Origin of the sequence: Janibacter sp. CX7 (assembly GCF_024362365.1) — a bacterium.
In the GTDB taxonomy this organism is placed as follows: domain Bacteria; phylum Actinomycetota; class Actinomycetes; order Actinomycetales; family Dermatophilaceae; genus Janibacter.
The window spans coordinates 2,253,129-2,271,044 of sequence record NZ_CP101464.1 but is presented as its reverse complement, the minus strand read 5'-3'; the positions used below and the strand labels follow the sequence as shown (position 1 = coordinate 2,271,044).

Here is a 17,916-nt window from a genome sequence, read left to right as displayed (position 1 = left end):
CTCCGGGGCGGCGACGCTGTGCCGTGCCCGGATCGACCACGTCAGGAGTTCAGGTTCGTGAAGATCGTCGAGCGCATCCTCCGCGCCGGAGAGGGCCGCACCGTCAAGCGGCTCGAAGGCATCGCCGCCCAGGTCAACGCCATCGAGGAGGACTTCGAGAAGCTCACCGACGCCGAGCTGCGGGCCGAGACCGATGTCTTCCGCAAGCGCCTCAAGGACGGCGAGACCCTCGACGACATCCTCCCCGAGGCCTTCGCCGCGGTCCGTGAGGCGAGCCGTCGCACCATCGGCAAGCGCCACTTCGACGTGCAGATCATGGGTGGCGCCGCGCTGCACATGGGCAATGTCGCCGAGATGAAGACCGGTGAGGGCAAGACCCTCGTCGCGACCCTCCCTTCGTACCTCAACGCCATCGAGGGCAAGGGCGTGCACGTCGTCACGGTCAACGACTACCTCGCCGAGTACCAGGCCGAGCTCATGGGCCGCGTGCACCGCGCGCTCGGTCTGGAGACGGGCGTCATCCTCTCGTCGATGAACCCCGAGCAGCGTCGTGCCGAGTACCTCAAGGACATCACCTACGGCACCAACAACGAGTTCGGCTTCGACTACCTGCGCGACAACATGGCGTGGAACACCGAGGAGCTCGTCCAGCGCGGCCACAACTTCGCGATCGTCGACGAGGTCGACTCGATCCTCATCGACGAGGCCCGCACGCCGCTGATCATCTCCGGCCCGGCCGACCAGCCGACGAAGTGGTACGTCGAGTTCGCCAAGATGGTGCGCAAGCTCGAGCGCGGCCACGGCGCCGACCTGATGAAGGGCATCCAGGCCGAGGGCGACTACGAGGTCGACGAGAAGAAGCGCACCGTCGGCATCCTCGAGCCGGGCATCGAGAAGATCGAGGACCTGCTCGGCATCGACAACCTCTACGAGAGCGTCAACACCCCGCTCATCGGCTACCTCAACAACGCGATCAAGGCCAAGGAGCTCTTCACCCGCGACAAGGACTACGTCGTCATGAACGGCGAGGTCCTCATCGTCGACGAGCACACCGGCCGCATGCTGGCCGGCCGTCGCTACAACGAGGGCATGCACCAGGCGATCGAGGCGAAGGAGGGTGTGGAGATCAAGAACGAGAACCAGACCCTCGCGACGATCACCCTGCAGAACTACTTCCGCATGTACGACACCCTCTCGGGCATGACGGGTACGGCCCAGACCGAGGCGGGCGAGCTCAACTCCATCTACGGCCTCGGCGTCGTGCCGATCCGCACCAACCGCCCGATGATCCGCAAGGACCAGGCCGACCTCGTCTACCGCACCGAGAAGGCGAAGTTCAACGCCGTCGTCGACGACATCGCCGAGCGTCACGAGACCGGCCAGCCGGTCCTCGTCGGCACGACGAGCGTCGAGAAGAGCGAGTACCTCTCGCAGGAGCTGAAGAAGCGCAAGATCAAGCACGCGGTGCTCAACGCCAAGCACCACGAGAGCGAGGCCGCGATCGTCGCCGACGCGGGTCGCAAGGGCGCGGTCACCGTCGCGACCAACATGGCCGGTCGAGGCACCGACATCATGCTCGGTGGCAACCCCGAGTTCCGCGCGGTCGCCGAGCTGCGCAAGCGAGGCCTGGACCCCGAGGAGACCCCGGAGGAGTACGAGGCCGCGTGGGAAGACGCGCTCGCCGCCGCCGAGGAGGCGGTCAAGGCCGAGCACGAGGAGGTCACCGAGCTCGGTGGTCTCTACGTCCTGGGCACCGAGCGCCACGAGTCGCGCCGCATCGACAACCAGCTGCGTGGTCGCTCCGGCCGTCAGGGTGACCCGGGGGAGTCGCGCTTCTACCTCTCCCTCGAGGACAGCCTGATGCGCCTCTTCAACGCCGGCTTCGTCGACCGTGTCATGCAGACGGCGAAGATCGACGACGAGACGCCCATCGCCGGCAAGATGCTCACGCGGTCGATCGAGGGCGCGCAGAGCCAGCTCGAGGGTCAGAACTACGAGACCCGCAAGAACGTGCTCAAGTACGACGACGTGCTCAACCGTCAGCGCACGGTCGTCTACGACGAGCGTCGCCGGGTGCTCAAGGGTGAGGACCTCGAGGAGCAGATCCGCCACTTCATGACCGATGTCGTCGGCGGCTACGTCGACGCCGAGACGGCGGGCGGCTTCTCCGAGGACTGGGACCTCGAGCGTCTCTTCACCGCGCTCAAGGCGGTCTACCCGACGACGATCACGCCCGAGGCGCTCATCGACGGCGCCGGGTCGCGTGCCGGCCTGACCGCTGCCGGCCTGCGCGAGGAGGTCGTCACCGACATCCACGAGGCCTACGACCGTCGCGTGGCCGAGCTCGGCGAGCCGGTCGCCCGCGAGCTCGAGCGCCGCGTCGTGCTGTCGGTCCTCGACCGCAAGTGGCGCGAGCACCTCTACGAGATGGACTACCTCAAGGAGGGCATCGGTCTGCGCGCGATGGCCCAGCGCGACCCGCTCGTCGAGTACCAGCGCGAGGGCTTCCAGCTCTTCGAGGCGATGAACGACGCCATCAAGGAGGAGTCGGTCGGCTACCTCTTCAACAGCGAGGTCCAGGTGCCGGAGGTGCCGCAGTCGGCGACCCAGCCGCGCAGCGCCGCCGAGATGTTCGGCGAGCCGAGCGAGGGCGCCCGCCCGCAGGTGACGGCCAAGGGACTCCAAGACGGCTCCCGCCAGCGCAACCTGCACTACTCCGCACCGTCGGAGGACGGCGGGGTCGACGAGCACGACGAAGGGAGCCCCACTGGGGGCACCCGCGCCGAGCGTCGCGCCGCGGCCAAGAAGTCGAAGAAGGCGGCCAAGAAGGGTCGCTGACCGTCGCCGCACGCCAGCGGCGACACCTGGAGGTGCCCCCGACCGGATCTCCGGTCGGGGGCACCTCCATGTGTGCTCGGGGGTGGGGGCCGCCGGCGGTGACCTCGCCTCAGCCGATCTGCAGCGCCTCGACGACCCAGCGGTGGTCCCGTCCGACGAGACGCAGGGCGAGGGCGCGCACCCGACCGCCGTCGACGAGCACGACCGCGGCCTCGACGACGTCGTCGGCGGGCTCGCACACGTGGACGCGCAGCACCCGGGTGCGGTGGGCGGCACCGCTCGAGGTGCGCCGTCGCCCGGCGCGGGAGCCACGGCGGGCGACGACCGCGTAGACCTCGGGCGTGGTCCACCGCATCACCTGGCTCGGCGGGCGCACGCCGTGCATGACCTCGACGAGCCCCTGGGCGATGTGGGCGGCCCACAGGCGCGGGTCGGGCAGCTCGTGCGCGCGGGTGACCTGCGGTCCGAAGACCTGCTCGTCGCTCGCCGCCGCGAAGTCGACGGCGAGGGCGTCCTGCACGTACGGCGTCGCGGCCGTGCGCGTGGACCGGCCGCCCTGCGCGTGCGTCGGCAGCGGCACGCCCGGCGGGGTGTGGCGCGGTGCGGGCAGTACCTGCAGCGGGCTGGCGGTGGTGGTCATCGGGTCCCCTCGGTGGCCGGGACGGTGCCCGGGGCGTCGTGGTCGGTCGGTGGTGCCAGGCGGACGCCGGGCAGGAGCAGGTGCGGGTCGGGGCCGATGACGGCCGCATTGGCCGCGTGCCAGCGGGGCCAGGTGGCGGCGATCTCGGCAGCTGTCGCCCCGGGGCCCAGGCGGGCGGCGACGATGCTCCACAGGGTGTCGCCACGCCGCACGACGACCTCGGACGAGCTCGCCGGTCGCGGTCGCCCCGTGAGCAGCGTGGGGTCGGTGCGCTGGCGGGCCGGGGGTCGGCTCGGGGTCCATCCGGGCGTTGGGGGCGTCACCGTCACCCGTCTCGCGGGATGCGTCGTGGGCGATGCGGTGGGTGACGTCGTCGGCGACGCCGGCGATGAGGAGGACGGCGAGGTCTCCGGGGCGGTCGTGGGAGTCGCGGCGGTCGTGGGGGAGGGCGTGGCCGTCGGACGCGGGGCCCAGCCCGGGGCCGGTGCCGTGCTGGGCCCGGACGTGGTTCCCGGCGACGCGGACGACGGTGATGCGGATGACGAGGGTGACGCAGACGGCGGTGTGGACGACGACGGTGCCGCTGCGGGGCGCCAGCCGGGGGAGGGCGGCTCGCTCGCCTCGACGACCCGGACGGCGGCGACCGCGGTGCCGGGGACGACGGTCGCCGTGACCGAGGCGCCGAGGACGATCGCCGCCCAGCGCCGCACGATCGCGGGGGTCACCCGGTCGCGGGCTATGCGGGCCAGGGCGCCGGCGCGACCGGGCAGGCCGGCCAGCAGGACGAGCGCGAGCGAGAGGGTGAGCCACCCGGCGATGATCGCGGCGATGAGGGCCGCGAGCCCGGCGATCGCAGCGGCCGGGTCACCGCCGGGGCCGCTCGCCCCGATGACGAGGCGCCAGCCCCCGGTTGAGGTGGCGACGGTGAGGGCGATGCCGCCCGGCAGCGCGGCAACCGTCACGAGGGCGCCGAGCACCCCGCGTACCGCGTCCCGGGCACCACCGGGCGCGCTGCCGGCGCGGCTGCCTCCGGCCTCGTCCACCCCGTCGCCGGGCACGCCCGCCCGCGGGCCCCTCGCCCTCGTGCCCGTCGATCCGTGCACTGCGTCCACGGTCGTCCCCCTTCGTCATCGACTTCGATGTCGGAACGTCTCATCCAATGCTCATTGATGTCGTTTGATGCTGTTTGCTGTCGAACGACAGCAAACCATGGCAAACGGCACCTGGCAACAGGTCGGGCTGCGGTGCGCCGGAGGGAGACCTAGATTGGGCGCGTGCGCTGGGACCGGCTCTTCGACGACCTCGAGGCGCAGCTGGCTGCCCGGGCGCGGCTCGAGCTCGACGCCGAGGTCGCCGAGCGGACCCGCACCGAGCGCTCGAAGATCACCCTCGGCGAGCGGGTCGTCGGTGCCACCGGATCGGCTCTCGTCGTGCGGCTGCGCGGCGGCACGGTGGTCCGCGGGGTCCTCGAGGACAGTGGTGACGGGTGGTTGCTGCTCGTCGAGCCGACCGGCCGTCAGACGATCGTCGCGACCGGCGCCGTCCTGGGCATCTCCGGGCTCCGGCGGCCCCGCGACGACACCCGGGCGCGGCGATTCGGCATCGGATCCGCGCTGCGGGGTATCAGCCGGGACCGTCGTGCGGTGGTCGTCGTCGACGTCGACGGTGGCACCGTGCAGGGCACGATCGATGCGGTGGGCGCCGACGCCTTCGAGATCACCGAGCACCCGGTGGACAGCCCGCGGCGGGCCGAGCACGTGCTGGGGGAGCGGGTCGTCCCCTTCGCGGCCGTCGCCCTCGTCGGGTCGGCCTGACCGATCAGGCCTCGCGGCCGCCCTTGGCGACGAACTCGCGGGTCTGCGCGTACATCCGCTCGATGTAGGCGTCGAGCTCGTCGACCTCGACCCGCCACTGCCCGCGGCCACCGACCTTGATCGCCGGCAGCTCACCGCTGCGCACGAGGGCATAGGCCTGTGCGGCGGAGACCCCGAGGACCTCGGAGACCTCGGTGAGCGGGACGAACTTGCGTGGCATGCGGACCAGTCTGCCACCGCCGAGGCGCACCTTCCCGCACCCCCTGTGGACAGCCGACGGGCGAGGTCGGCCCTCCCGGGGCATGATGCTGGCAGCCCGCCACCCCGAGCCGAAGGACCACCGTGAGCGCCCTGCCCACACCCACCGCGCGCCGTCTGACCAAGCCGTCGTGGAAGGACACCCGCCTGCTCGTCGGGATCCTGCTCGTGCTGCTCTCGATCGTCATCGGTGCCGTGGCCATGAGCGCGGCCGACGACCGCGTCGGCATGTGGGCCGCCGCCGGTCCGCTCACCCCCGGTCAGACGATCGAGGAGGGCGACCTCCAGCGGGTCGACGTCCAGCTCGGCGACGCGCAGGGCGACTACCTGATGTCCAACGAACGCCTGCCCAACGGCGCCGTCGTCGACCGCGAGGTCCGCGAGGGCGAGCTCGTGCCGCGCGCGGCGGTGGTCAACCCCACCGAGCTCGATGTGCAGCGGGTCGCGGTCCACGTCGACCCCGCCTACCTGAGCAACCTCGTCAAGGGGTCGCGGGTGACCGTCTTCACCGCCACCCCCCAGGCGAAGGGGGAGGACGCGCCGGCCGGCAGCGACGAGCCCGAGTACGAGGAGTTCATCCGCCGTGCCACGGTCCACGAGCTGCCCCGCAGTGGCGGTGTCATGAGCAGCGGGTCGCGCTCGTCGGTGATCATCGTCGTGCCGGCGGACAAGGTCACCGAGCTGCTCTCCCGCGACACCCGGGACACACCGATCCGCCTGGCGATCGAGGCCGGCAGCCCCGAGGCCCGCGACTGATGGCAACCACGGTCCTCACCGCCCTCGGCCACGACTGGGAGGGGCGCATGGTCGAGGTCGTCGGCCAGCTGCCCGGCGTGACCGTCGGCCGCCGCTGCGTCGACCTCGCCGACCTGCTCGCCGCCGCCTCCGCCGGACTGGGCGACGTCGCCCTCGTCTCGGCCGACCTGCGCGGCCTCGACCGCGACGCGCTGGCCCACCTGCGCGCGGCGGGCGTCGCCGTCGTCGGCGCCGGACCGGACGGGCAGGAGGCCCCCGAGCGGCACCTGCGCCAGCTCGGCATCGAGCGATACGTGCACGTGGGCACCCCGCGCGAGGACCTCGTCGACGTCCTCACCTCGGCCGCGGTGACGGGGGCTCCCTTCGCCGGTGGAGAGCAGGAGACGTGGCCGGGGGAGGACCCGCCGACCGCACCCATCGTCCCCGTCACCGAGGCGACGCCCGACCCGCAGGAGCCGCCCGCACGCGGCCGCATCATCGCGGTCTGGGGACCGACCGGGGCACCCGGGCGCAGCACCCTCGCGGTCAACCTCGCCAGCGAGCTCGCCGCCCTCGGCCGACCCGTCGTGCTCGTCGACCTCGACACCTACGGCGCCGCGGTCGCCCAGCTGCTCAGCGTGCTCGACGAGGCCCCCGGCATCGCGGCCGCGGCCCGCGCCTCGGAGCTCGGCACGCTCGATCTGCCCGCCCTGGCCCGGCTCGCGGTCGAGGTCTCGCCACGGTTTCGCGTCGTCACCGGCATCCCGACCCCGAGCCGCTGGCCGGAGGTGCGGGCCGCGGCGGTCGAGCAGATCATCGAGCTGTGCCGGTCGCTGGCTCCCTTCGTCGTGCTCGACTGCGGCTTCGGCATCGAGGACGACGAAGAGCTCAGCTACGACACCACCGCGCCACGCCGCAACGCGACGACGCTGACCGCGCTCGCCGAGGCCGACGAGCTGCTGCTCGTCGGCGCCGCCGACCCGGTCGGCCTGCAGCGCATGGTGCGGGCCGTGCAGGCCGTCGGCCAGGTCGCCTCGCCGACGCCGCGGCCGGTGGTCAACCGGCTGCGCGCGGGGTCCGTGGGCCCCGACCCGCGGCGCCGGGTCGCCGAGTCGATGGAGCGCTTCGCGGGGCTCGAGGACATCACCTTCCTGCCCGACGACCAGGCGAGCGTCGACGCCGCCGTGCTCGCCGGTCACACCCTCGCCGAGGCCGCCCCGGGCAGTCCGCTGCGGGCGGCGATCGCCGGTCTCGCCGCCGACCTGCTCGGCGTCGCGGCGCCCTCGGCGCCCGCTCGTCCGCGGCGTCGGCTGCTGCGGCGCGCCTGAGTGCGGCCGCCCGCGAGGTCGCTCCGCCCGAGCCGCGCGTGGGTACGACGCGGATCACTCGTCGTGGTCGGGCCTGCCAGCGGTGCGGCGCACGTGCCACGATGAGCCCGTGGTGAACAGACTCGGAGCCCTCGACGCGTCCTTCCTCTACCTGGAGGAGCCGACGCTGCCCATGCACGTGGGGTCGGTCATGGTCTTCGAGCCGTCCGCCGAGGGCTTCGACTACGACCGCTTCGTCGCCGTGGTCGGGGACCGCATCGCCGGGCACTCGCGCTACCGCCAGCGCATCCGCGAGGTGCCGGCGAGGATCGACAACCCCGTGTGGGTCGACGACGCGCACTTCGACATCGGCTACCACGTGCGTCGCTCGGCGATCCCGGCGCCGGGTGGCGCGGCCGACCTCGAGGACTTCATCGGCCGGATCATGGCCCGACCGCTCGACCGTGACCGTCCGCTCTGGGAGGCCTACTTCGTCGAGGGCCTCGAAGGCGGCCGCTTCGCCGTCGTGACGAAGGCGCACCAGGCGATGGTCGACGGCATCCACGCGGTCGACCTCGCCCAGCTGCTCATCGACCCCGACGCCGTGCCCGTCGACGAGCGGGCCGGCGAGCCGCGCAAGGCCCCCTCCGACGTGCGCATGGTGACCGACGCGCTGCTCGGCTCGGTCCTCAACCCCGCACGTGTCGTGCGCGGCATCGGCTCCGGCCTCCGCGACGTCTCCCAGACCGGTCGGGACCTCACCGCGACGGCCGGCCGGGTCGCCTCGACCCTCGCCCGCGTCGGGACCCGTCCCGCCCCGAGCTCACCGCTGCGCACCACCGTCGGGGCTGCTCGGCGCTATGTCATGGTGCAGACCGACCTCGACGACTACCGCAAGATCCGCAGCCGCCTCACCCGCGGCCGCTACGTCGACGACGTGTCGATCAACGACGTCGTCCTCGCGACGATCACCGGCGCCCTGCGCGCCTGGATGCAGACCCGCGGTCTGCCGGTCACCGCGACGACGACCCTGCGGGTCATGGTGCCGCTGAGCATCGTCGACGGGTCCGGCGACCCGCTCACCGACAACGCCATGGCCGCGTGCTTCATCGACCTGCCGATCGGGGAGAACACGCCGTCGATGCGGCTGCACCAGATCGCCTTCGCCATGCGCCAGCAGATCGAGTCGACCTCCGTCGAGGGGGTCGGTGCGACGTCGCTGGCCGGCATCGGAGGCTTCGCCCCGCCGACCCTGCACACGCTCGGGGCCCGGCTCGGCAGTGCCATGAGCCGACGGCTCTTCAACCTCGTCATCACCAACGTCCCCGGCCCCCAGCAGTCACTGGAGGTCGAGGGCTGCCAGCTCATCGAGACCTATCCGGTCATGCCGCTCGGTCGCGGCCAGGGCCTGTCGATCGGCCTGACCTCCTACGACGGCAAGGTCTACTACGGGCTCACGGGTGACCGTGACTCGATGGCCGACCTCGACGTGCTCGCCCGCTCCATCGACGACGCGCTCGCCGAGCTGCGCTCGGCCCCGAGGGGGCGTGCCTGATGCGCGTCTACGTGCCGATGCTCCTCGGTGAGCTCGCGGCGGTGCCGGCCCCGGGACGACTGCCGGAGCGCGCCCCCTTCGCCGTGACGGACGCGGTCCGCGCCCTCGACCCGACGGCCGACGAGGAGGACCTCGAGTTCGAGGCGATGTGCCAGGCGCTCGACGCCGCCCGCGACCTCGGCCCCGGGCGTCGCGTCGTCGCCTCGGCGGACCTGCCGGACGCGCCGGGCACCGGTGACACCGGCCGGCTCGACGCGGCCGTCGTCGTCGAGCTCGCCGACATCGTGAGCTTCCACGTCGAGGAGGACGAAGGGGAGGTCGGCGCCGGCTACGACGACCTGCTCTGGTACGACGTCACCGAGCTCACCGAGCTCGCCGCCGAGTAGGCCCCCCGCGCGACGGCGAAACCCTGCAAAACCCTAGGGTCTTGCAGGGTTTCGCCATCGTGTGGCGCGGGCGAGTCAGGCGAGGCGCTCGGTCAGCAGGCGGACCTCGGCGTCGATCGAGTCGACGACGGCCGGCTGGGCCGCCTGCTCGACCTTCTTGCCCATGAGCGGGATCGAGCAGGTCAGGTCGCCGGCGAAGGCCAGGCGCGACCCGGCGCCGGCGGGGGAGAGATCGATGGTGCCGCGCATGCGCAGCGGCACCCCGGCGACCGTGAGGTCGATGTCGGCGTGCCGCGAGCCGTCGGCGGTCGGCGGGTGCCAGGTCTGCTGCTCGTCGATCCGCAGCGTGTCGCCGACCATCGAGACGACCGGGCCCGGCATTCCGGCCGTCGGCAGCACCCGGGTGGTCTGGACGACGACGTCGTCGCCGGTGCGCGTCACCGTCGCCGTCGATCCGGGGAGCGGCTCGACCTTGGCCTCCTGGTAGTCCTGCGACTCGACGACGGCGAAGGCGTCCTCGACGCCGGCGGGCAGGGCGGCCTCACGGGTGATCCTCATGGGCACACGCTAGCGCTGCGGGCCCCGGAGTCAGGAGCGCAGCGCTGTGCTCGTCGAGCGCAGCAGCTCGCTCGCCCGAGCGCACTCGGCCGCGAGCAGCGCGCGGTGGCGGCCGAGGACCGACACGACCTGGTGGATGCGCTCCTGCAGGGACTCGCGCAGTCGCTCGGACTGCTCGACCGAGCGGGCGTCGGCGACGCCCGCGATGCCCCAGCCACGCTCGACCGAGCCGTCACGCACGGCCAGGCCAGCGGCCTGTGCCTCCTCCTCGATCGCCCGCAGGCGGGCGATCGCCTCGGCGAGCTCGGTGGCGGTCGAGTGCAGGCTGCGGCCGCACGCGTCCATGGCGTCGGCCGTGGCCGACGTGGCCTCGGCGAGCTGCTCGGCCCGCCGGCGTCGCTCGAGGGCGGTCGGACCGCGCCAGCCCGCCGAGGCATCGGCCAGAGCCAGGCGCAGGGCCTGCGCATCGGCGTGCAGCACCACGGCGCGGCTCCGCAGGGAGGCGGCCAGGGCGCTCAGCGAAGCGGGGTCGCCCAGCAAGGGGTGGCTCATCGCAGCTCCCGCACCTGCGGTCGGGCCCCTGTGTCCGTGGCACGGTCGGAGGCGCTGGCCCGGGTGGCCACCGGTCCGAGGGAGAGCGCCAGCTCGCGGCAGCCCGCCGAGATCTCGCGGAGGCCGTCGACGGCGTCGTCGACCAGGCCGTCGAGCGCCTGCTGGGTCGCGTGGTCCCCGACCGTCACGAGGTGGTCGAGCAGCAGCTCGCCGGCGGACGCAGTGTGCTCTCCCGTGGCGGACAGGGCGTCGGCGAGCACCTGGATGTCCTCGGGGCGAGGGTGCGAAGGGGGCATGGTCCGGTCAGCCTATCGACGCGCGAGGTCCCCGGGACGGAGGCCGTCCACAGGCCCGCGGCGGACCTCCCTTCGCTCCGGCGGGACGGGCCTCAGGGGGTGTACGTGACGCGCGTCATAGGGGGCTACGCTCGTCGTGAGCGGGACGACGAGGTCCCGCGACACGTGACGATGCGACCGAGGACGCCCACCCATGGCACAGCTGCCTGCCCACCCCGCCACCGACCTCGAGGGAGTGCTCGCCGACGCCGCCACCGCGGCCGGTGACGACGCCCCCTTCGTCGAGCGGTACCTGCGACATGTCGACGCGACGGCCCTGAGTGGCCGCTCCGCCGACGACCTGGTGGCGATGGCCACCAGCCATCGTGAGGTGGCGGCGACGCGGGCGCCGGGCGAGTCGATCGTCCGGGCTGCCGACGGCGTGCTGCACATCGTGACCTCGGACCGGCCCTTCCTCGTCGACTCGGTCCTCGGTGAGCTCGGGGCCGAGGGCATCGGGGTCTCCCTGCTCATCCACCCGCTCTTCGTCGTCCGCCGCGACGCCGACGGTCGGCTCGTCGAGGTGCTCGACGCCGACCCGCGCACGCCGCACCCCGACGCCGACCTGCACGACGAGTCGTGGATCCGCATCGAGCTCGCCGACCGCTGCGACATGGCGATCGTCGAGGACCGCGTCTCCGAGGTCGTCGACGCGGTCGCCGCCGCGGTCGACGACTGGGACCAGATGTCGGCGGCGGTGGGGGAGCTCGTGACCGCGCTCGACGAGGGGCGCGGCGTCGGCAGCAGCGAGTCGCAGACCGCGGCCGCAGAGTTCCTGCGCTGGCTCGTCGACGACCACTTCACCTTCATCGGCTCGCGCGACCACACCGTCGACGGCGGCGAGATCACTCCCATGGCCGGCAGCGGACTGGGCGTGCTGCGCGAGGACACGACCGCCGAGGCGATCACGCCGCTCGGGGGAGGCGGCGAGGACGTCGACTGCCTGGCGATCGGCAAGTCGCACGCCGTGCTGCCGGTGCACCGCGTGGCCCACCCCGACCTCATCGCCGTGCGCTTCCGCGACGCCGAGGGCCGGCTCGTCGAGCGCCGTCTCGCCGGGCTCTTCGCGTCCACCGCCTACACGAGCTCGGTGCTGACGATCCCGCTCATCTCCGACAAGGTGCAGCAGATCCTCGCCGACTCCGGCTGGGCCCGCGACAGCCACTCGGGCGCCTTCGCGATGCGCCTCTTCGAGACCTTCCCCCGCGACGAGCTCTTCCAGGCGCCGGTCGACCACCTCAGCCAGGTCGTCACCTCGATCCTCAAGATGGTCCACCGGATGCGCACGGCGACCTTCCTGCGTCTCGACACCGGCGGGCAGTTCGTCTCCGCGATCATCTACCTGCCCCGCGACCGCTACACGACGACGGTGCGGCACCGCGTCGAGGACGAGCTGCGCGAGGCGACGGGCGCCGACGAGGTCAGCTTCACCGCGCACGTCTCCGAGGAGCCGATGGCCCGGCTCTACTACATCCTGCGCGGCTCGCAGGGCGTCCACATGCCCATCGGCGAGGCCCAGCGCCACCTCGAGCGTGCGGTCGCCGACGCGACCCTGACGTGGGAGGAGCGCCTCGTGCGTCGCGCCGACGAGCTCGTCGGGTCCGAGGTCGCGGGCGAGCTCATCGCCCCGTGGGCCGGCGGATTCCCCGTCGACTACGAGGACGACTTCGACGCCGCCCAGGCCGTGGCGGACCTGAAGAACCTCGTCCGCCTCGGTACGGACACCCCCTTCGCCTGTGCTCTCTACGACCCCCGTCGCGGCCACGGCGGCGGCGAGGACCCGCGCATCCGCCGGATCAAGCTCTTCAGCCTCGACGAGCTGATCCTCGACGACCTCATGCCGATCTTCCGTGACCTCGGCACCAAGGTCATCGAGGAGGAGCCCTACACGCTCACCCGGGCCGACGGGGTCACCGCAGGCGTCTACGACATGAGCCTGCGGGTACCCGACGCCGCCCTGTGGGAGTCGCGCAGCCACGAGGACCTGCGCGAGCTCGTCGAGTCCACGGTCATCGCCGTGCGCGCCGGGCGCACCGAGTCCGACGGCTTCAACGCGCTCGTCATCCGCGCCGGGCTCACCTGGCGGCAGGTCGCGCTGCTGCGCGCCATCGGCCGCTACCTGCGCCAGGCCGGCGGCAGCTGGGGGCAGACCAGCCTCGAGGCCGCGCTCGTCGACAACCACGAGATCGCCCGCGACCTCGTCGAGCTCTTCGAGACCCGCTTCGACCCCGAGCGCTTCGGCGGCCTCGCCGACGACGAGCGGACCGCTGCCGAGGCCGAGGTGACCCAGCGCATCCACGACGCGCTCGAGGAGGTCACCTCCCTCGAGCACGACCGGATCATCCGGGCCTTCGTCGGCGTCATGGCTGCGACGCTGCGCACGAGCTACTTCGTCCGGGACGCGCAGGGGGAGCCGCTGCCGCGGATCTCGCTCAAGCTCGAGCCGGCCCGCGTGCCCGACATGCCCAAGCCGCACCCGGCCTTCGAGATCTGGGTGCACAGCCCGCAGGTCGAGGGCGTCCACCTGCGCTTCGGCGCGGTGGCCCGCGGCGGCCTGCGCTGGAGCGACCGGCGCGACGACTTCCGCACCGAGGTCCTCGGCCTCGTCAAGGCGCAGATGGTCAAGAATGCCGTCATCGTCCCGACGGGCAGCAAGGGCGGCTTCTTCGGCAAGCAGCTGCCCGACCCGTCGGTCGACCGCGAGGCGTGGATGGAGGCGGGCCGCTCGGCCTACCGGGCCTTCATCTCCGGCCTGCTCGACGTGACCGACAACCGCGTCGACGGCGCGATCGTGCCGCCCGAGCGGGTCGTGCGGCACGACGGTGACGACTCCTACCTCGTCGTCGCCGCCGACAAGGGCACGGCGACCTTCTCCGACCTGGCCAACTCGATCGCCCGTGAGTACGGCTTCTGGCTCGACGACGCCTTCGCCTCCGGCGGCTCGGTCGGCTACGACCACAAGGGCATGGGCATCACCGCCCGCGGCGCGTGGGAGTCGGTCAAGCGGCACTTCCGCGAGCTCGGCCACGACACCCAGACCGAGGACTTCACCGTCGTCGGCATCGGCGACATGAGCGGCGACGTCTTCGGCAACGGCATGCTGCTGTCCGAGCACATCCGCCTCGTCGCTGCCTTCAACCACCTGCACGTCTTCATCGACCCGCAGCCCGACGCGGCAGCCTCCTTCGCCGAGCGCCGCCGGCTCTTCGACCTGCCGCGCAGCACGTGGGACGACTACGACCGCTCCCTGATCAGCGAGGGCGGCGGGGTCTGGTCGCGCAGCGCGAAGGCGATCCCCGTGAGCGAGCAGGCAGCGGCCGCGCTCGGACTCGACGGGGCGACGTCGATGACGCCCACCGAGCTGATCCACCTCATCCTCCAGGCGCCCGTCGACCTGCTGTGGAACGGCGGCATCGGCACCTATGTCAAGGCCGCCGACGAGTCCCACACCGAGGTGGGGGACCGGGCCAACGACGCCATCCGCGTCGACGGAGGGCAGGTCCGTGCCCGCGTCATCGGCGAAGGGGGCAACCTGGGTGCCACCCAGCGCGGCCGGATCGAGGCGGCCGGGGCGGGCGTGCGCGTCAACACCGACGCCGTCGACAACTCCGCCGGCGTCGACACCTCCGACCACGAGGTCAACATCAAGATCCTGCTCGGCGAGGCGATCCGCCGCGGCTCCCTCGACGAGGACGCCCGCGTCGAGCTGCTCGCGTCGATGACCGACGAGGTCGCCGACCAGGTCCTGCGCGACAACTACGAGCAGAACGTGCTGCTCGGCAATGCCCGCGCCCAGCACGGCGACATGCTCGTCGTCCACGAGCGGCTCATGGAGTCCCTCACCGAGCGGGGCGAGCTCGACCGCGGGCTGGAGTTCCTCCCGAGCAGCTCCGAGGTGCACGACCGCCTCGACGCCGGTCAGGGCCTGTCCTCGCCGGAGCTGTCGGTCCTGCTCGCCTACTCGAAGCTGGCGCTCAAGTCCGACCTGCTCGACTCCGACCTGCCCGACGACCCGGCGACCGAGCGACAGCTGACGGACTACTTCCCGACGCCGCTGCGCGAGCGCTTCCACGACGAGCTGCAGGCACACCCCCTTCGTCGGGAGATCGTGACGACCGCCGTCGCCAACGACCTCGTCAACCGGGGCGGCATCACCTTCGTCCAGCGGGCCGTCGAGGAGACGAGCGCGACGTCAGCGCAGGTGGCGCGAGCCTTCCTCGTGGCCCGGCAGATCTTCGGCCTCGACGACTTCGTCGCCCGAGTCGAGGCGCTCGACAACGTCGTGCCGACGCAGACCCAGACCCGGCTCTACCTCGAGCTGCGCCGGCTCATGGACCGCGCGGTGCGGTGGTTCCTCGCCAACCGCGCGGGCAAGCTCGACGTGACCGGCGAGATCGAGCGCTTCGGCGAGCCGGTCTCGACGCTGGCGCCGCAGATCCCCGACCTGCTGCGCGGCTCCCAGGCGGAGCGTCTCGGGCGCAAGACGCAGGACCTCGTCGACGCGGGCGTGCCGAGCGACCTCGCCCGGCGCACCGCGATCCTGCTCGACCTCTACTCCGTGCTCGACATCGTCGACATGGCGCACGAGAGCGGCCGCGAGCTGCTCGAGGTCGCCGAGACCTACTACCAGGTCTCCGAGACCTTCGGCATCGACGAGCTGCTCATCATGGTCACCCGCCTGCCCCGTGATGAGCAGTGGGATGCCATGGCCCGCGGCGCCCTGCGCGACGACCTCTACGCGACCCTCCAGTCGCTGACGAGTGCCGTGCTCGAGCGTGAGGGCGGCGACGCCTCGGCCCGGCTCGCGGAGTGGTCGCGCGAGCACGACGAGGCCGTCGAGCGCGTGCAGACCCAGCTCGCCGGGATCCGCCAGCTGCCCTCGCCGGGGGTCGCCGCGCTCTCGGTCGCGCTGCGCACTCTGCGCTCGGTCACCCGCTGATCACCCGGTCCGGCAGTGTCCGCACGTCACTAGGATCGCGACGTGCGGACACTGTCGGACTTCCTGCGGACCACCCCCGGCCTCGAGGCTGCGGACACCGAGTGGCTCCACCTGCTCGTCGAGGACTGGCACCTGCTCGCCGACCTGTCCTTCAGCGACCTCGTGCTGTGGCTCCCGCGCGAGGAGGGGTGGGTCGCCGCCGCGCACACCCGCCCCATGACCGGCCCGATGGTCTTCGTCGAGGACATCGTCGGCCAGGGTGAGGCGGCGGTCTTCGGGGACCTCGTGAGCCGGGCGGTGCGCGACGGGCAGAGCGAGCACGTGCGCGAGCGCGGGCAGGACCTGCTCCACGAGCGGGCTCGCCCGGTGCGTCGGGCCGGTCGCATGATCGGCGTGCTCAGCGTGCACGACCAGCTCGACAGCGGTCGGCCGCAGACGCGCCTCGAGGAGAGCTACGGTCACATGAGCGACGAGCTCTTCCTCATGGTCGCCGAGGGCACGTGGCCGACGACCGGGTCACCGAGCGGTGCCCGCCGGGGCGCACCCCGCGTCGGTGACGGCGTCATGCGGCTCGACGTCGCGGGTGTCGTGCACTACGCCTCGCCCAATGCGCTCAGCGCGATCCGCAAGCTCGGTCACCAGGGCCCGATCGAGGGCGAGGTCCTGCTCCAGGTGATCAGCGGTGTCGCCGGGCAGCCGGGGCAGCTCGACGAGGGGCTGGCCCTCGTCGCCATGGGTCGGGCCGCGTGGCGCTCCGATCTCGCCGCCAACGGCGCTGCGCTCGCGCTGCGGGCGGTGCCGCTCATGCACGGCCGCGAGCGGCACGGCGCGATCGTCCTCGCGCGCGACGTCTCCGAGCTGCGGCGGCGCGGCGACGAGCTGATGACCAAGGACCAGACGATCCGGGAGATCCACCACCGGGTCAAGAACAACCTGCAGACCGTCGCCGCCCTGCTGCGGATGCAGTCGCGACGGGTGCCCGACGGGGTCGCCCGCACGGCCCTGGACGAGGCGGTCCGTCGGGTCGGGGTGATCGCCATGATCTACGAGGCGCTGAGCACCGGATTCGCCGAGGCGCTGGACTTCGACGACGTCGCGGTGCGCGGTCTGCGTGCGATCGTCGAGGTGGCGCGCACGACGGGGGCGATCGACTCCCGCTTCGCGGGGTCCTTCGGGATGATGCGGGCCGAGGACGCGACGGCCGTCGGGCTGATCCTCAGCGAGCTGATCCAGAACGCCGTCGAGCACGGGGTGCCCGAGGGCGGAACGGTCTCGGTCGAGGCCGAGCGCAGCACCGAGGGCGACGTCGATATCCTGCGGGTCACCGTCGTCGACGACGGGCAGGGTCTGCCGACGGGATTTCGCCCGAGCAAGGCGGGCCTGGGCACGCGCATCGTCACCTCGATGGTCCACGACCTCGGCGGGCAGATTCGCTGGGACGATGCCGAGCCCCGCGGCACCCGGGTGCGCTTCAGCGCGCGGCTGCGGCCGGTCGACGGCTGACCTGGCACCGTCGCGGACATGACGAAACCGCCCCCGAGCGGGTGCTCGGAGACGGCGCGGTCAGGGGGTGGACGTCAGCCGGCGCGGCGGGCGCGGGCCTTGCGACGCTTGAGCGCGCGGCGCTCGTCCTCGGAGAGGCCACCCCAGACGCCGGCGTCCTGGCCGGACTCGATGGCCCACTTCAGGCAGGTGTCGACGACCTCGCACCGGCGGCACACCTTCTTGGCCTCTTCGATCTGCGCGATCGCTGGGCCGGTGTTGCCGATGGGGAAGAAGAGCTCGGGATCTTCGTCGAGACACGCTGCGCGGTCGCGCCAATCCATGGGGGTGGTGCTCCTTGTCGTCGGGGAGGTCGTGCACGCTGTGTGTTGCTGGCCGGGGCCGACGTTGGGTCATGCCCGCCGGGGGCGTCCACGACCCAAAACACACATCATTGTTCACGCTACTGCGGCGTATGCCAACAGTGTGGGACGACAGCTTTGTTCCCGCACGGCGT

15 protein-coding genes are annotated in these 17,916 nt (G+C 72.5%); 8 read left to right on the top strand and 7 right to left on the bottom strand.

All coding sequences use genetic code 11. The features are described from left to right. Positions 1–57: 57 nt before the first annotated feature. Positions 58–2,838, top strand: a complete 2,781-nt coding sequence (gene secA, locus NMQ01_RS11180) for a preprotein translocase subunit SecA (RefSeq protein ID WP_255184003.1) — start codon at positions 58–60, stop codon at positions 2,836–2,838. A 109-nt stretch (positions 2,839–2,947) separates the two neighbouring features. On the opposite strand, the gene NMQ01_RS11175 is transcribed toward secA, so the two are convergent. Together NMQ01_RS11175 and NMQ01_RS11170 are read right to left on the bottom strand one after the other, a co-directional pair. Further along, positions 2,948–3,478: an Rv3235 family protein gene (locus tag NMQ01_RS11175; protein WP_255184002.1), complete on the bottom strand. Its 531-nt coding sequence runs from the start codon at positions 3,476–3,478 to the stop codon at positions 2,948–2,950. Next, positions 3,475–4,590 carry a LysM domain-containing protein gene (locus tag NMQ01_RS11170; RefSeq protein WP_255184001.1) on the bottom strand — a complete coding sequence of 372 codons (1,116 nt, stop codon included), beginning with the start codon at positions 4,588–4,590 and terminating at the stop codon, positions 3,475–3,477. The genes NMQ01_RS11175 and NMQ01_RS11170 overlap by 4 nt, the downstream gene beginning before the upstream one ends. Positions 4,591–4,752: 162 nt before the next feature. Between NMQ01_RS11170 and NMQ01_RS11165 the strand changes: the two genes are divergently transcribed. After that, positions 4,753–5,292, top strand: coding sequence for a hypothetical protein (locus NMQ01_RS11165; RefSeq protein ID WP_255184000.1), 540 nt, complete (start codon positions 4,753–4,755; stop codon positions 5,290–5,292). 4 nt (positions 5,293–5,296) lie between these two features. On the opposite strand, the gene NMQ01_RS11160 is transcribed toward NMQ01_RS11165, so the two are convergent. Beyond that, positions 5,297–5,512 carry a helix-turn-helix domain-containing protein gene (locus NMQ01_RS11160; protein WP_255183999.1) on the bottom strand — a complete coding sequence of 72 codons (216 nt, stop codon included), beginning with the start codon at positions 5,510–5,512 and terminating at the stop codon, positions 5,297–5,299. A gap of 122 nt (positions 5,513–5,634) precedes the next feature. Here NMQ01_RS11160 and NMQ01_RS11155 point away from each other — a divergent pair, with 122 nt between their 5' ends. From NMQ01_RS11155 to NMQ01_RS11140, 4 genes are all read left to right on the top strand, one after another. Further along, the gene (locus NMQ01_RS11155) at positions 5,635–6,306 is read left to right on the top strand and encodes an SAF domain-containing protein (RefSeq protein WP_255183998.1); all 672 of its coding nucleotides are present in this window, start codon (positions 5,635–5,637) and stop codon (positions 6,304–6,306) included. Next, on the top strand, positions 6,306–7,613 hold the full coding sequence (locus tag NMQ01_RS11150) for a P-loop NTPase (protein ID WP_255183997.1): 1,308 nt from the start codon (positions 6,306–6,308) through the stop codon (positions 7,611–7,613). Before NMQ01_RS11155 ends, NMQ01_RS11150 begins: the two co-directional genes overlap by 1 nt. Positions 7,614–7,725: 112 nt before the next feature. Then, positions 7,726–9,147: a wax ester/triacylglycerol synthase family O-acyltransferase gene (locus NMQ01_RS11145; RefSeq protein ID WP_255183996.1), complete on the top strand. Its 1,422-nt coding sequence runs from the start codon at positions 7,726–7,728 to the stop codon at positions 9,145–9,147. Continuing rightward, positions 9,147–9,533, top strand: coding sequence for a hypothetical protein (locus NMQ01_RS11140; protein WP_255183995.1), 387 nt, complete (start codon positions 9,147–9,149; stop codon positions 9,531–9,533). Before NMQ01_RS11145 ends, NMQ01_RS11140 begins: the two co-directional genes overlap by 1 nt. 75 nt (positions 9,534–9,608) lie before the next feature. Here the strand turns inward: NMQ01_RS11140 and NMQ01_RS11135 are convergent, their stop codons facing one another. Genes NMQ01_RS11135 through NMQ01_RS11125 form a run of 3 tightly spaced genes read right to left on the bottom strand, consistent with a single transcriptional unit; the run spans position 9,609 to position 10,939 of the window. After that, entirely contained in the window at positions 9,609–10,091 is a 483-nt protein-coding gene (locus tag NMQ01_RS11135) for a DUF2505 domain-containing protein (protein WP_255183994.1), read from the bottom strand. 30 nt (positions 10,092–10,121) lie between these two features. Beyond that, positions 10,122–10,643: a hypothetical protein gene (locus tag NMQ01_RS11130; protein ID WP_255183993.1), complete on the bottom strand. Its 522-nt coding sequence runs from the start codon at positions 10,641–10,643 to the stop codon at positions 10,122–10,124. Then, positions 10,640–10,939 (bottom strand): hypothetical protein, encoded by a 300-nt coding sequence (locus NMQ01_RS11125; protein ID WP_255183992.1) that lies wholly within the window; start codon positions 10,937–10,939, stop codon positions 10,640–10,642. Before NMQ01_RS11125 ends, NMQ01_RS11130 begins: the two co-directional genes overlap by 4 nt. Before the next feature lie 193 nt (positions 10,940–11,132). On the opposite strand from NMQ01_RS11125, the gene NMQ01_RS11120 reads away from it, so the two are divergent. Then, positions 11,133–15,917: an NAD-glutamate dehydrogenase gene (locus NMQ01_RS11120; protein ID WP_255183991.1), complete on the top strand. Its 4,785-nt coding sequence runs from the start codon at positions 11,133–11,135 to the stop codon at positions 15,915–15,917. Positions 15,918–15,959: 42 nt separating this feature from the next. Next, positions 15,960–17,420 carry a sensor histidine kinase gene (locus NMQ01_RS11115; protein ID WP_255183990.1) on the top strand — a complete coding sequence of 487 codons (1,461 nt, stop codon included), beginning with the start codon at positions 15,960–15,962 and terminating at the stop codon, positions 17,418–17,420. Positions 17,421–17,494: 74 nt separating this feature from the next. Here the strand turns inward: NMQ01_RS11115 and NMQ01_RS11110 are convergent, their stop codons facing one another. Next, positions 17,495–17,743, bottom strand: coding sequence for a WhiB family transcriptional regulator (locus NMQ01_RS11110; RefSeq protein ID WP_007925026.1), 249 nt, complete (start codon positions 17,741–17,743; stop codon positions 17,495–17,497). Positions 17,744–17,916: the final 173 nt, after the last annotated feature.